Source organism: Orrella sp. 11846 (genome assembly GCF_048820935.1).
Taxonomy (GTDB): Bacteria; Pseudomonadota; Gammaproteobacteria; order Burkholderiales; family Burkholderiaceae_B; genus Algicoccus.
The window spans coordinates 1-14671 of sequence record NZ_JBMERD010000021.1 but is presented as its reverse complement, the minus strand read 5'-3'; the positions used below and the strand labels follow the sequence as shown (position 1 = coordinate 14671).

10 protein-coding genes, 1 tRNA gene and 1 pseudogene are annotated in these 14671 nt (G+C 48.8%); 10 read left to right on the top strand and 2 right to left on the bottom strand.

Annotation, left to right across the window (positions count from 1 at the left end):
* Window positions 1–10 precede the first annotated feature (10 nt).
* Window positions 11–2026, top strand: a complete 2016-nt coding sequence (locus ACOI06_RS13405) for a TRAP transporter permease (protein ID WP_420663100.1) — start codon at window positions 11–13, stop codon at window positions 2024–2026.
* 123 nt (window positions 2027–2149) lie between these two features.
* Here ACOI06_RS13405 and ACOI06_RS13400 read toward each other — a convergent pair whose 3' ends face one another.
* Entirely contained in the window at window positions 2150–2845 is a 696-nt protein-coding gene (locus ACOI06_RS13400; protein WP_420663099.1) for a nitroreductase, read from the bottom strand.
* A 122-nt stretch (window positions 2846–2967) separates the two neighbouring features.
* Here ACOI06_RS13400 and ACOI06_RS13395 point away from each other — a divergent pair, with 122 nt between their 5' ends.
* On the top strand, window positions 2968–3408 hold the full coding sequence (locus ACOI06_RS13395; protein WP_420663098.1) for a hypothetical protein: 441 nt from the start codon (window positions 2968–2970) through the stop codon (window positions 3406–3408).
* A gap of 92 nt (window positions 3409–3500) precedes the next feature.
* On the opposite strand, the gene ACOI06_RS13390 is transcribed toward ACOI06_RS13395, so the two are convergent.
* Window positions 3501–3577: transfer RNA gene (locus tag ACOI06_RS13390), tRNA-Met, on the bottom strand.
* A gap of 204 nt (window positions 3578–3781) precedes the next feature.
* On the opposite strand from ACOI06_RS13390, the pseudogene scpB reads away from it, so the two are divergent.
* The 8 genes and pseudogenes from scpB to typA form a co-directional block, all read left to right on the top strand.
* A pseudogene (gene scpB, locus ACOI06_RS13385) lies at window positions 3782–4288 on the top strand (SMC-Scp complex subunit ScpB); the annotation flags it as partial.
* A 214-nt stretch (window positions 4289–4502) separates the two neighbouring features.
* Entirely contained in the window at window positions 4503–6104 is a 1602-nt protein-coding gene (locus ACOI06_RS13380; RefSeq protein ID WP_420663097.1) for a pseudouridine synthase, read from the top strand.
* 310 nt (window positions 6105–6414) lie between these two features.
* Window positions 6415–6912 (top strand): ribosome maturation factor RimP, encoded by a 498-nt coding sequence (gene rimP, locus ACOI06_RS13375; RefSeq protein ID WP_420663122.1) that lies wholly within the window; start codon window positions 6415–6417, stop codon window positions 6910–6912.
* The gene (gene nusA / locus ACOI06_RS13370) at window positions 6909–8390 is read left to right on the top strand and encodes a transcription termination factor NusA (RefSeq protein ID WP_420663096.1); all 1482 of its coding nucleotides are present in this window, start codon (window positions 6909–6911) and stop codon (window positions 8388–8390) included. The genes rimP and nusA overlap by 4 nt, the downstream gene beginning before the upstream one ends.
* A gap of 69 nt (window positions 8391–8459) precedes the next feature.
* Entirely contained in the window at window positions 8460–11477 is a 3018-nt protein-coding gene (gene infB, locus ACOI06_RS13365) for a translation initiation factor IF-2 (protein WP_420663095.1), read from the top strand.
* A gap of 31 nt (window positions 11478–11508) precedes the next feature.
* Window positions 11509–11919 carry a 30S ribosome-binding factor RbfA gene (gene rbfA / locus ACOI06_RS13360; protein WP_420663094.1) on the top strand — a complete coding sequence of 137 codons (411 nt, stop codon included), beginning with the start codon at window positions 11509–11511 and terminating at the stop codon, window positions 11917–11919.
* Between the two features lie 34 nt (window positions 11920–11953).
* On the top strand, window positions 11954–12700 hold the full coding sequence (gene truB / locus ACOI06_RS13355) for a tRNA pseudouridine(55) synthase TruB (RefSeq protein ID WP_420663093.1): 747 nt from the start codon (window positions 11954–11956) through the stop codon (window positions 12698–12700).
* Between the two features lie 64 nt (window positions 12701–12764).
* Window positions 12765–14600, top strand: a complete 1836-nt coding sequence (typA, locus tag ACOI06_RS13350; protein ID WP_420663092.1) for a translational GTPase TypA — start codon at window positions 12765–12767, stop codon at window positions 14598–14600.
* Window positions 14601–14671: the final 71 nt, after the last annotated feature.

The following is a 14671-nucleotide window of genomic DNA, read 5'->3' as shown; positions in this document are numbered from 1 at the left end:
GCGAGTCACGATGAGTCAGAGCATAAATAACGAAGCAGCAGAGAAAACTGAACAACCAGCGGGCGCAGCAGAAGAACAGGCGCGCTTGCGACAGCTCAGCGGTTTTTGGAAGGGGGTTGCCATTGCACTTGGTTCTCTAGCTATATTTCTCTCTTTAAATCAGTTGTTGAACTGGGGGTTCTTTATAGGTCATCAGTTACTGGATACCGCCTATTTGTACTCTCTAGGTGCTCTGCTTATCGGGCTGGTTTTTATCTATGTACCCGCGACAGGGAAATCCTCTCGCATAAGGGTGCCATGGTATGACGTCGTTGCATTTCTGATTACGATAGCGGTTTTTTGTTATTTCACACTCAACGCCTACCGAATTATTTCGGAGGCTTGGGAGTTTATGGCGCCGCCCACGGCTGTCATGGTTTCCATCGCTGGCTGGCTGATGCTGTTGGAGGCAACGCGACGGGCAGGTGGTACTGCGGTGTTTGTCGTGGTTGCGCTCTTTTCTTTGTATCCAGTGTTTGCCGAAGTGATGCCAGGTCCGATTAGTGGTTTGGGTCAGGATTTTGAAACCACAATGGCTTATCACTTCACTAGTAGTGAGAGCGTTTTGGGGATTCCCATGCGCGCTTTTGGTGAACTGGTGATAGGTTTTGTGATGTTCGGAGCGGTATTGCAATTTACGGGGGCGGCTGAGTTCTTCAACAACTTAGCGTTTGCTGCTTTCGGTAAAGTTCGTGGCGGCCCCGCGAAAGTTTCGATTGCTGCCAGTGGTTTGATGGGCTCTGTGTCTGGTAGTGTTGTGTCAAACGTCCTGACAACTGGTGTTGTGACCATTCCTGCGATGAAACGCACCGGTTTCTCCGCAAAGTATGCCGCTGGTGTGGAGGCTTGCGCCTCAACGGGAGGCGTCTTGATGCCGCCGATTATGGGAGCCACGGCGTTTGTGATGGCAGCGTTCTTGGGAATTCCATACGGACAGATTGCGATCGCTGCTGCCATTCCATCGATTTTGTTTTACTTTGCGCTCTTCATGCAGATTGACGGCTATGCAGCACGTCATAACTTGAAAGGGTTGCCTGAGGCTGAGTTGCCATCGTTGCGCAAGACCTTCATGGAAGGCTGGCAGTACATCATTGTGTTTGTTGTGCTGATCTGGTTGTTGTTGGTTGAACAAATTGAAGCGTTGGCGCCTTTTTATTCCACAGCACTTTTGTTGATCATCAACCAGTTCAGCCCGAAATATCGTTTGAGCTGGAAAAAACTGGGCAATCTGATTCTGGGTGTGACAGCCTCTTTGTCAGAACTGGCCGCATTGCTCGCTGGTGTGGGTTTGATTATTGGCGCTATGTCAGTGACCGGTCTAGCCGGTACTTTAGCCAATGATCTGATCTATCTGGCCGGTGACAACGTCTATGTCCTCTTAGTGATGGGTGCCATTACAAGCTTTATCTTTGGGATGGGTATGACCATTACAGCTTGCTATATCTTCTTGGCAATTGTGTTGGCACCACCCTTGATTGCATCCGGATTTGATCCGTTGGCTGTGCACTTGTTCATGATGTACTGGGGTATGGTGTCATTCATTACACCGCCTGTTTCACTGGCATCCTTTGTGGCAGCTGGTCTGGCTGGCGCGAGACCTGTCGAAGTGGGTATGCAATCGATGCGATTGGGTAGCACGATGTATTTTGTACCGTTCTTCTTCGTTCTTAACCCTGCGTTGATCTTGCGTGGCGATGGTATGGATGTGTTTGTCGTGATTTTGACCGCCATCATTGGTTTAGCTTTGATTGCCTCGGCGCTCGAAGGTTATTTGCTTAAAGTGGGGCGTATGGATCAAGGCATCATGGGTAGGCTCGCACGTCTATGTCTATTCTTTGGTGGGTTGATGTTCGCACTTCCAGCGGGTGGCGATATTGACTTCACAAACTTTGAGTTGTTGTCGACTGGGATTGTGCTGACGTTGATTTCAATTTTCTTTGCCAAAATCTCTCAACGAACTTCTTCTGTCCCGGCTCGTATGGCGTAACGATCTTTAAGCGTTTAACAAACGCATAGGTTGGGCATCAAAAAAATCGGCTTTGTGCAATTAAGTCACAAAGCCGATTTTCTATGGGGCGGATGTTTGATCTTTGGTTTGAGTTTGTTTCGATCAGTCAAAGAATTTAGCGAATCCAGAGACTGGTTCTCGTTCAGTAACGAGCGTATTCTCAATTTTTGTGGTGTCTTCATAACCCAAAGAAAGGCCGCACAAGACGATTTCATCCTCAGGAATGTCCAAGTGCTTGCGAAGAATTTTATGAAATTGATTTACAGCGGCTTGTGGACAGGTATCTAGACCTCGCGCACGAGCCGCAATCATGACTGATTGATAAAAGCAGCCAAAATCTAACCATGAACCTGCTTCCATAATTCGATTGGTTGTGAAGATTATGCCAACGGGCGCATCAAAAAACTTGAAGTTTCTGGCATGTTGCATAGTCATGCCTTTTTTGTCTTCTCGACCCAGCCCTAACAGGGTATAGAGATCCCAACCGACTTTACGGCGACGTTCCTGATAGGGGCTTTGCCATTTCAGTGGATAGTATTGATATTCAGCTTTGTGTTCAGCATTGATCTCGGGCGTGAGGAATGCATGGGTCATTTCTTCACCCACGGCTTGAAGCGTTTTGCCTGTTGCGACATAAACGTTCCAAGGTTGAGCGTTCGATCCGGAAGGGGCTCTAGCTGCGACCTCAAGAATGCACTCTAGATCTTCACGATCCACTGGCGTTGGCAGATATGCGCGGATAGAACGTCGGCTGCAGAGTACGTCGTCAACAGTTTTTTGAATTTCATTTTGAATCACAACAAAGCCTCCTGATTACCTCGTGTTAATGTTTGACGATACTTGAATTGAGTGGTTTAAGTGCAATAGGCACAGTGTTGCTAGAAATTCTCTCACAGAACATCAGTCGCTAAGAATTGAATATGTCTAAACAAGAAACGGATCACCGAATTAAAGTGGTGGTTTGCCATGTGGGTTCAGGGCAGGAGGGTATTCAGCACCTACCTTGTCATTTAAAATCATTCGCGAACTTGCAAGATGTCTATGTGTTGGCGGCTACGCCACGCCCATCACAATGGCCTGTTGTGCTACGTTTTGAAAGACTAACGCAAGACGAGTTGACCCAAGCGCCGGATGGTTCTTGTTTGTGTTGTTCCATGCGCTCTGAAATCGCGGCATTTTTAGCCAAGCTTTTTATGGCCATGCTGGCACGTATTGAGAAACCCGTTAAATACATCGTTGTGGTTACAGAAAGTAAGGGTGTCGATGCGTTGCGACAGACACTGACACATACGCCTTTTTTGGCGCAACGTTATGTTTTTGATGAAATGAACATATGTATTTCTTCAAATTGCATTACGTAACACGTAGTTAACGTAATACATACCTGAAAGTCGAGTTGGAAACAGATAAGAAAAAACCCCTGTTCGCTTTTGCGAACAGGGGTTTTTAAATTTGGTTGCGGGGGCAGGATTTGAACCTACGACCTTCGGGTTATGAGCCCGACGAGCTGCCAGACTGCTCCACCCCGCGTCTGGAATAAAAGAAGTATAGCAAAGCTTTTTGTTTAATGCAAATAATAGGGTCGAACTATATCTTTTGCGTGAGATTTGTGTGAAATTTGTCCCTCTTTGTTGTGATGTAATTGCATTGCCTTGTTAGACTTGTCCTCTTCTCTGCATGAGTGAACCGATTTATGTTGTCCGATCTAAAGCTTAAAATGACACTGAGATTACAATGGACGAGCCACACATCTTAAAAGTGCTGGAGACTGCACTTTTGTGTGCGGATCACGCGTTGACAGTTGCAGAAATGCAAAATCTGTTCGAATCTGGCGAGGTGAACGCAAAAGAATTGCAAATTTTGCTGGAAAAATTACAGCAACAATGGCAAGATAGAGGGATGGAGCTCGTGGAGATTGCGAGCGGCTGGAGATTTCAGAGTAAGAAATCAATGCAGCGCTTTCTTGAGCGTATGAATCCCGAGAAAGTTCCACGTTATTCGCGAGCTGTGTTGGAGACGCTGGCTATCATTGCCTGGAGGCAGCCAGTCACACGGGGCGATATTGAAGCGATACGTGGTGTCAGTGTGTCGTCTCAAATTGTAAAATCCTTGGAAGAGCGGGGTTGGATCGAAACGATCGGCTATCGGGATAGTCCTGGTCGACCATCGTTATTGGCGACAACTCAGCAATTTCTTGATGATCTTGGGCTACAGACTCTAAGTGATTTGCCAGCAATCGAGCCACCGTCGCAGATTGATTTGGTGCAAGCCGTCGAGACAAATCAGCCCAGTGTGTCGACGACTGATGAGTCGGAACAAATTGAGATCAATACGTCGAGCTCTGAAGCTTCAGACCTAGAGCAGAAGCAGGATTAGGCTTGATCCGTTCAAAAATTTATAGAATTAGAATATCGATGCATGGCGACGTGATCTGTCCGTGCGCAATGGAGTAAATGTGAGTACTGAAAATCATCAGGACCAATCGCCGATTGTGGCGCAAGCGCAAGATGTGCAAGCACCTAAAAAACCGCGCGCCCGTAAAGCTGCTGCAAAAAAAGTTGCACGTAAAACAAGCGCTAAAAAAAACGCTCAGAAAGTTGCCGAACAGCCTCAACTTGAAACGGATGCAACGCCTGAAACACCCAGAAAACCAACAAGAAAACTACGCACCCCATTTCGACGTGGCCGTTCTGATACACGAGCTTCTGGGAAAGCGTCACGATCTTCAAATCAAGATCAGGCGGTACAGCAGTCCTCAATGGATGACGGTGATAGCGAACAAGCTTACCAATACTTACAGAAGGCACCTGGAACAGACAAGCGTCTTGACAAGTTTCTCAATAGTGAGGTGTTAAGACCGAAGTTACATAAAGTACTGGCCCAGGCTGGGGTTGGTTCCCGGCGTGAGATGGAAGAGCTGATTGTGGCGGGGCGTGTTTCTGTCAATGGCGAGCCCGCACATATTGGTCAACGTGTTGCACCAACAGATGTGGTGCGGGTCAATGGTAAACCGGTTTCACGTGCTTCAACACGTAAACCACCGAGAGTCATTCTTTATCACAAGCCAGCTGGTGAAATCGTGAGTCACGATGATCCTCAAGGACGTGCCACTGTGTTTGCACGCTTGCCTAAGATTAAAGTGGGTAAGTGGCTGTCTGTTGGTCGTCTTGACTTGAATACTGAGGGATTGTTGATTTTGACGACCTCGGGTGATCTGTCAAATCGCCTGATGCATCCGCGCTACGGTAAAGAGCGAGAGTATGCAGTCCGTTTACTGGGAGAGTTGACGGATCAGGATCGTCAACGTCTGCTCAAAGGAATTGAGCTTGAAGATGGGATGGCCAACTTTGGGACGATTGAGTTCCTGGGTGGTGAAGGTAGCAATAAGTGGTATTGTGTCACAATTCATGAAGGTCGTAATCGGGAGGTGCGTCGAATGTTCGAAGCAGTCGGTTTGACTGTGAGTCGACTGATGCGCACACGGTTTGGTGATATTGTGTTGCCCTCAGGTTTGAAGCGAGGTCGTTGGGAAGAGTTGTCACCCAATTTGGCCAGTGCACTGATGGTTCGACTTGGGCTATGGAAAGATGAGGATGAAGAGGTTGTCCGTGGGCGTCACCGCCAACGCCAGCCTCTGAGTCATGACAATGCGTTGCCGCCAGGGTTTAAGCAGCCTGCTTCGGATCGACCACTGTTCTTGAGTGAGCCAAGTTCCGGTTTGCGTCGTCAATCAACCCGCGGTGGTTCGGGGCGCGCAAAGGCGAGGCCAGACCCATTGCATAGTGGTGTATTAACAGTGGCGGGCGGTTTTGCGAACGGCCATCCACAAACGGCTGGGCAACCACAGCGCAAAGCTAGAAAAACACGTGGTTCGCAAGCAGGTGAGCGAGTCGCAGGTCCTCAGGGGCAAATCGGTCGAAAATCAGCTTCTAAGAAAACTGCATCACGCGGTCCGGCTAAAGGAAAAGGCGCGAGCGGTGGACGACGAGGTCGATCGGCGGACTGGCAACCAAGTGGTGCTTCTGCGCATGAGTCGAGCCTGCCATTTCGAAAGTAACATCTTGTGGTGTTTAGAAGTTTTCTGAAATAAATCTGTCGATAACAGCCGTTGTTTGTTTCAGGAAGTATGGTTTCATGTTACTATTCTGGGCTTGAATGCCTCTACGTTTGTGGTGGCTGGTGTAAGGCTACGTGTTGCAGCTGTGACTCAAAGGGTTGTGTGTCTGAATTAAGTAATCGATGTCGATCGCAAATTCAGCAGGATCTTTGAGCGAATGTCTAGGTGTGGTCTTATTCAGTCTCGCATCCTGTAAGAGGTCGCCAGATTGATGGAATGGGCTGTTCAACAGCCCTTTTTTTTTAAAAGAATGATCGATTTAATTCAATTAACGCGCGAGGCGTTGGCCTCGATGGATTTGGAAGTGGTTAGTGTGGAGCGTGCGCCCATGGGTTTGCTGCGCGTGACAATTGACCGCCCAGACGGCGTGCGTATTGAGCACTGTGAGTTGGCAAGCCGCCAGCTATCACGTGTTTATGAGGTAGAGGATATTGACTATCGGCGTTTAGAGGTTGGTTCGCCTGGTGTCGATCGTCCATTGCGCACAGTTGAAGATTTTGAACGGTTTGCAGGTGAACGGGTCGAAATTCGTTTATTTGAGGCCGTTGATGGGCAAAAAACATTCGTGGGCCAGCTGCTCAAGAATGATGCTGAAGGTAAACAGGAGACGCAAACGGATGAAAATCCGTCTTACGCCGTTGTGTTGGAAACTAAGAAGGGAGTGGGTCGACGTGTTGAGTTCACCTTTGATGAGGTAGAACGCGCGAAGTTGAATCCACTTTTAAATTTCAAAGGTAAGAAGCGATGAGTCGCGAAGTTTTATTGCTAGTTGATGCACTGGCACGAGAGAAGAACGTCGATCGCGAAGTGGTGTTTGAAGCGCTGGAAGCCGCGCTGGCATCTGCAATTAAGCGACGCTTTGAACCGGATGTTGATATCCGTGTTGAGATTGACAGAACAACGGGTGAAAGTGAATCGTACCGACGCTGGTTAGTCGTACCTGATGAAGATGGGTTGCAAGAGCCAGATCGTCAGGAGTTGCTGTCAGACGCTCGCGAAGTCGCTCCCGATATTGAAGTGGGTGATTACATTGAGGAAGAGCTCGAGCCGATGGATGTGGGTCGGATCGGCGCCCAGACTGCAAAACAAGCCATTATGCAGCGTGTGCGCGATGCAGAACGTGAGCAGATTCTGAATGAGTTCTTGGATCGCAACGAATCAGTTGTTTCAGGTACAGTCAAACGGATGGATAAAGGCGACTGTATTATTGAAACGGGCAAAATCGAGATGCGTTTGCCGCGTAGTGAAATGATTCCTAAAGAGAATCTTCGCATTGGCGATCGTGTTCGCGCGCTGGTTTTGCGGATTGATCGTGCTGCCCGCGGTCAACAAGTGATTTTGTCAAGAACATCACCTGATTTCATCAAGCAGTTGTTTGAGAACGAAGTGCCCGAGATTGAACAAGGGCTGTTGGAGATCAAAGCGGCAGCCAGAGATCCTGGTGTGCGCGCAAAGATTGCTGTTGTTGCTTACGATCAGCGCATCGATCCGATCGGTACATGTGTTGGCATGCGTGGTTCGCGTGTCACAGCAGTTCGAAACGAGCTGGGCGGTGAGCAGGTTGATATCGTTTTGTGGGCAGAAGAGCCTGCAGAGTTTGTGATTGGCGCACTTGCACCGGCAAGTATCGAGTCCATCTTGGTCGATGAAGATCGCCACGCCATGGATGTGGTGGTGGATGAAGAAAACTTGCCCAAGGCGATTGGTGCCAGAGGTCAGAACGTCCGTCTGGCCAGTGAGTTGACTGGTTGGCAAATCAACATCATGACACCAGAAGAAAGTCAGGCGCGTCAGGATTCTGAGCGCCAGACAATGCGTGAAAGTTTTATGCGCACGTTGGATGTGGATGAAGCCATTGCCGATATCTTGATTGATGAAGGTTTTTCAGGGCTGGAAGAAATCGCTTACGTGCCCATGATCGAACTTCAGGAAATCGAAGCGTTTGACGAAGAAACGGTTAACGAGTTGAGAACTCGTGCGCGTAACGCTTTGCTTGCGCAGGCTATTGCGCAGGAAGAGCTGGTTGAAACCGGTCAGGATTTATTAAGTCTGGAAGGTATGACTTCAGATCTGGTTGCCTTGCTCGATGAGCATGATGTGAAAACTAGAGACGATCTGGGAGAACTCGCGACTGATGAATTGTCGGAAATGAGTGGTCTGGATCAAGAAGCAGCCGCAAAACTCATCTTGGCAGCGCGTGCGCACTGGTTCACAGATGAAGAGTAAATAATTGAAGCCTGTCGGGCGCACCTGAGTGCTGAGACTGACAGGCGTAATGAGTGTATGAGAGAGTCTATGTCGAGTATTACTGTCGCCCAATTTGCGTCCGATTTGAAAATGCCGGCCGAGGTCGTGCTTGAGCAGTTTCGTGCTGCGGGTGTGAATGTGAATGGGACTGACGATGTTGTTTCGGAAGCGGATAAATCCAGACTGCTGGAGTCATTGCGTCGTGCCCATGGTTCGGATGATGGGAAAAAAATCACACTGACACGTCGGCAAACATCTGAGATTCGCCAGGCCGATGCGGCTGGACGCTCTCGCACCATTCCAGTTGAAGTGCGTAAAAAACGTGTATTCGTCAAGCGTGATCTGACCGAAGCAGCGGCCGAGGCTGCCACGCAAGAGAAACCTGCAGCAGCGGCAACACCAGAGGTGCGCAAGCCCGTTGAGCAACCTGCTGAATCGCCGGCTGTGAAAGTTGCGCCAACGCCTGCAGCCGCTTTAGTTGAAGCGCCAGAAACACCTAAAACAACCGCAACACCTGCTAAAGAAGTGTCTGCGACACCTGAAGCTAAGCCAGTTGAGCCAGCACAGGTGAAAAAAACGGAAGCTGAAAAACCTGCAGTCGCTGAAAAAACAACCCAGCAAGAGACTGTGTCAGCCGACAATAAGTCGATTAAGCCCGAGGCAGCTGAGGTAGAAAAAGCGCCTGAAGCAACGTCGCCTGTCGCTAAAGAAAAAGTGTCAGAAACACCTGCTGTGGCGAAGGCTGCACCTGAAGCTAAAAAAGACGATCAAAAAGAAAACGTGATTTCTGAAAAAGCACCCACAAAAGAAGACAAGCCAGCAGAGAAGCAGCCTGAAGTGAAAGCTGTGGCGGCTGAAACTGAGAAAGTAAAGAAAGACAAGCCTGAAGTGGCCAAAGTTTCTCCCAAGCGTGCAAGTCGTGCGAAAGCAAAAGACATGAGCGATGAAGAAGCAAGGCGAGAACTGGCTCGTCAGCAAGCTGAAGAAGAAGCAGCTGCGCTACGTGCCATGTTAAACCGTCCTCGTAAAGTGCTTAGAGCAGAGCCTGACCCTGAAACGGGTAAAACGGCAAGCCGTAAAGCAACACCTGTCAAACCTGCAGAAAAACCGGCGACTGGACCTAAAAAGCCAAGCAAACCAGCTGAAGCAGCGACGGGTTGGAAAGATGATAAAGCGTCCAAACGTGGTGGTGGCGGTAACAGAACTGCAGCGGGTGGTCGTGATAGCTGGCGTGCGGGTTCAGGCCGAGGCGGTCGAGGTTCAAGACGTGGTCGAGGCGCGGCACCGCAAGAGGTCGCACCAGTCGAATTTGTCGCACGCGAAATTCATGTGCCAGAAACAATTTCTGTTGCAGATCTCGCACATAAGATGTCTGTGAAAGCAGGTGAAGTGATTAAGCTGCTCATGAAAATGGGCCAAATGGTCACGATTAACCAAGTGCTTGATCAAGAAACTGCCATGATTGTGGTTGAAGAGCTTGGTCATACTGCAGTGGCGGCGAAACTGGATGATCCTGAAGCATTCTTGATCGAAGATGAAAACGTGGTTGAGGTTGAAATGTTGCCTCGTCCGCCTGTGGTGACCGTGATGGGTCACGTGGATCACGGTAAAACATCGTTGTTGGATCACATTCGTCGTGCCAAAGTGGCTTCCGGTGAAGCCGGTGGGATTACCCAGCATATTGGTGCTTATCACGTCGAAACAGAAGGTGGTGTTGTGACCTTCTTGGATACACCTGGACACGAAGCGTTTACAGCGATGCGTGCACGCGGTGCCAAAGCGACTGATATTGTGATTCTTGTTGTGGCGTCAGATGATGGTGTGATGCCGCAAACACGTGAAGCGATCCACCACGCCAAAGCTGCCGATGTGCCGCTCGTGGTTGCGATTACCAAGATAGATAAACCCGAAGCGAATCCAGAACGGATTAAGCAAGCCTTGTTGGCTGAAGAAGTCGTTCCAGAAGAGTACGGCGGTGATGTGCCATTCGTTTCCGTATCTGCACGGACAGGACAGGGCATTGATGAGTTGCTAGAAAACGTATTGTTGCAAGCAGAAATTCTGGAGCTTGAAGCACCCGAAGAAGCGCCTGCACGTGGTTTGATCATTGAAGCACGTCTTGACCGCGGCCGTGGTCCTGTTGCAACGGTTCTGGTTCAGTCGGGTACATTGCATCGCGGTGACATGGTGTTGGCTGGTGCCACGTACGGTCGTGTGCGTGCCATGTTGGATGAAAACGGTAAAGCGGTCGATAGCGCAGGACCTTCAATTCCTGTTGAAATTCAAGGTTTGTCCGACGTCCCATCGGCCGGTGATGAGCTAAATAGCTTGGCTGATGAACGTAAAGCCCGTGAGATTGCGCTCTTCCGTCAAGGTAAGTTCCGCGATGTGAAATTGGCACGCCAGCAGGCCGCGAAATTGGAGTCCATGTTTGAACAAAGCGTTGAAGGCGTTCAGACATTGTCGTTGATCATTAAGACGGACGTTCAAGGTTCTCAAGAAGCATTGGCGAACTCTCTGATTAAACTGTCAACAGATGAAGTGAAAGTTCAGGTTGTGCACGCAGGTGTGGGTGGTATTTCTGAAAGTGACGTGAACTTGGCAATTGCTGCCGGTGCGGTTGTGATTGGCTTTAACGTGCGCGCAGAACAAAGTGCACGTAAGTTGGCAGAAAACAATGGTATCGACATCCGCTACTACAACATTATTTATGATGCGGTCGATGAAGTGAAAGCAGCGTTGTCAGGTATGTTGACGCCTGAGCAGCGTGAAGAAGTCATTGGTATGGTTGAAGTCCGTGAGGTTTACCATATTTCACGCATCGGTACTGTGGCGGGATGTATGGTGACAGAGGGCTTGGTCAAACGTGATTCGCAAGTTCGTTTGCTGCGTAACAACGTGGTGATCTGGACTGGATACTTGGATTCATTACGTCGCTTTAAAGATGATGCCAAAGAAGTTCGTGCGGGCTTTGATTGCGGTATTACGCTTCGAGGTAATAACGATATCGAACTGGGCGACCAGATGGAGATATTTGAGATTTTACAAGTGGCTCGTTCACTATAAAATCACCTGATAACGTATTGATGGCGTTTTAATGGCAAGACATAAACAGAAAAAACCGGTCACCGCACGAAACGTGCGTTTGGCCGAACAGATTCAAAAAGATCTGGCGGTTTTGATTCAACGTGAAGTTGATACAAAACAGGCTGGGTTGATCACTTTGTCTGGGCTCGATCTGTCCGCAGACTATGCCCATGCAAAGGTGTATTTCACAGTCATTGGTGCAGATGCTCAGCACGCAGAAGATCTGTTGAATGACAAAGCAGGTTGGTTGCATTCCCAACTATTTAAAATGCTGCACATTCACACGGTGCCCTCTCTAAAGTTTCTCCATGACGGACATCTTGAGAGGGGTATTGAAATGGCCCGTCTGATTGAAGAAGCCAATGCGCCACGCGATGCGCAGGCGTCTTCAGATGTGAATGATTCGGATTCACAAAGCTGAACCGATTTGTAACACTGACATTGATTGAAATTGCATGAGAAAACGTCGAGGTCGTGTACTAGATGGGTTGCTGCTTCTAGACAAACCGGTGGGACTGTCGAGTAACCACGCATTACAACGTGCAAAGCGTCTGTACGATGCGCAAAAAGCTGGACACACTGGTACTTTGGATCCCTTTGCAACAGGGTTGTTGATCTGTTGCTTTGGTCGAATGACAAAGCTGGCAACCGCTTTGTTAGATGCCGATAAAACCTATTTAGCACAGCTACAGTTTGGTGTGCAGACAACCTCAGGTGATCCTGAAGGTGAGGTCACAACACGCCATGAAGGTCAGATTGATCTGAATGAAGCCGTGCTAACAGAAGTTTTATCGAAATTTGAAGGCGAAATACAGCAAGTCCCCCCAATGACTTCTGCATTGAAGCATCGGGGTAAACCGCTCTATACCTATGCGCGACAAGGGATTGAAATTGAACGCCCACCAAGGACGGTCCAAATTCATTCATTGAAGTTGCATTCCATTGAAGGCACACAAGCCTGGGTTGAAGTGCACTGTAGTAAAGGTACTTACGTTCGAACACTCGCTCAAGACATTGGGCTTGCGTTGGGTGTGGGTGCTTACCTGACCCAATTGCGTCGTACACGGATTGGTCCGTTTGATATGAAAGATGGTTGGGCACTGGAACAATTGTCAGAGAATGATGATCGTGATCAATGCTTGATCCGTTACGATGAATTACCTCAAGAGCTCAAGGATGCCTTGCCCTGGCGCCCTGAATAAGCGAATAGCGTGCGCATTATTTGATGCGCACAGACTGAAGACATTATTGAATAAGGAAGTTTACATGTCGCGCGCATTGCGTAATATTGCCATTATTGCCCACGTGGACCATGGCAAAACAACGATGGTTGACCAGTTGCTTAAGCAATCTGGAACGTTCCGTGACAATCAGCAGATGGCTGACCGAGTGATGGATTCGGGTGACATTGAACGTGAACGCGGAATTACGATTCTCGCAAAAAACTGTGCAGTGGATTATGAAGGCACTCACATTAACATCATCGACACGCCGGGGCACGCAGACTTCGGTGGTGAAGTTGAGCGTGTGTTGTCGATGGTTGATGGTGTCTTGTTGTTAGTGGACTCGGTTGAAGGCCCCATGCCTCAGACCCGCTTCGTGACCCGAAAAGCCCTTGAGTTGGGTTTGAAACCCATCGTGGTTGTGAACAAAGTGGACCGTCCTGGTGCACGTCCGGACTATGCAGTGAATGCCACGTTTGATTTGTTTGACAATCTGGGTGCGACTGAAGAGCAACTGGATTTCCCTGTCATTTATGCTTCAGGCCTTTCTGGCTATGCGGGTTTGACATCGGATGTGCGCAGCGGTGATATGCGTCCACTTTTTGATGCAATCTTGGAATATGTGCCTGTCCGTGAAGATGATCCGAATGGTCCCTTCCAGATGCAAATCATTTCATTGGATTACAGCAGCTATGTCGGAAAAATTGGTGTAGGCCGTGTGAATCGTGGTCGCCTTAAACCCGGGATGGATGTCACTTTCCAGTTTGGGCCTGAAGGTAAACCCGGTCAGGGGCGTATCAATCAGGTCTTGAAGTTCAAAGGGCTTGAACGCGTTCAAGTGTCTGAAGCTGAGGCCGGTGACATTGTGTTGATTAACGGGATTGAAGATATCGGTATTGGTTGCACGATCATGGATCCGTCTTCACCCGATCCCATGCCCATGCTGCGTATTGATGAGCCGACGCTGGTGATGAACTTCATGGTGAACACTTCACCTCTGGCAGGTCGAGAAGGTAAGTATGTGACTAGCCGTCAGATTCGTGAGCGTTTGGATCGTGAACTCAAAGCCAACGTGGCAATGCGTGTACGTGATACGGATGATGACACGGTGTTTGAAGTGGCTGGACGCGGTGAATTGCAATTAACCATTCTCCTTGAGAACATGCGTCGCGAAGGCTATGAGCTGGCGGTTTCACGTCCTCGAGTGCTGTTTAAAGAAGTGGATGGTGTTCGTTGCGAACCCTATGAGCTTTTGACTGTTGATCTTGAAGACGGTCATCAAGGTGCGGTGATGGAAGAGCTTGGTCGTCGTAAAGGCGATTTGCTAGATATGCAGCCAGATGGCCGTGGCCGTACACGCTTGGAGTATCGAATTCCTGCCCGTGGTTTGATTGGTTTTCAGGGCGAATTTATGACGCTGACTCGTGGAACGGGTTTGATGAGCCATATCTTTGATGACTATGGTCCTGTTCGAGATGGGTCAGTTGGTGAACGCCGTAACGGTGTGTTAGTCAGCCAAGATAATGGTGAGGCAGTGGGTTACGCTTTGTGGAAGTTGCAAGAGCGTGGTCGTCTGTTTGTGTCTCCAGGTGAGCCGCTCTATGAGGGCATGATTGTCGGTATTCATATTCGTGACAATGATTTGGTAGTCAATCCCATTCGTGAGAAAAAACACACGAACGTTCGTGCATCGGGTAAGGATGAGCATATTGACTTGACCCCGCCAGTGCAATTGACACTGGAGTACGCAGTCGAGTTTATTGATGATGATGAACTTGTGGAAGTCACGCCTAAATCTATTCGTCTGCGCAAACGCTACTTGTTAGAGCATGAGCGTCGCAGAATGGCGCGTGAAGCCAATGCAGCTTCAGCATCTTAATCTGAACGCTTGAAAGCATAAAGAAGCCCGAATCATTCATTTGATTCGGGCTTCTTTTTAAAGACGTTTTT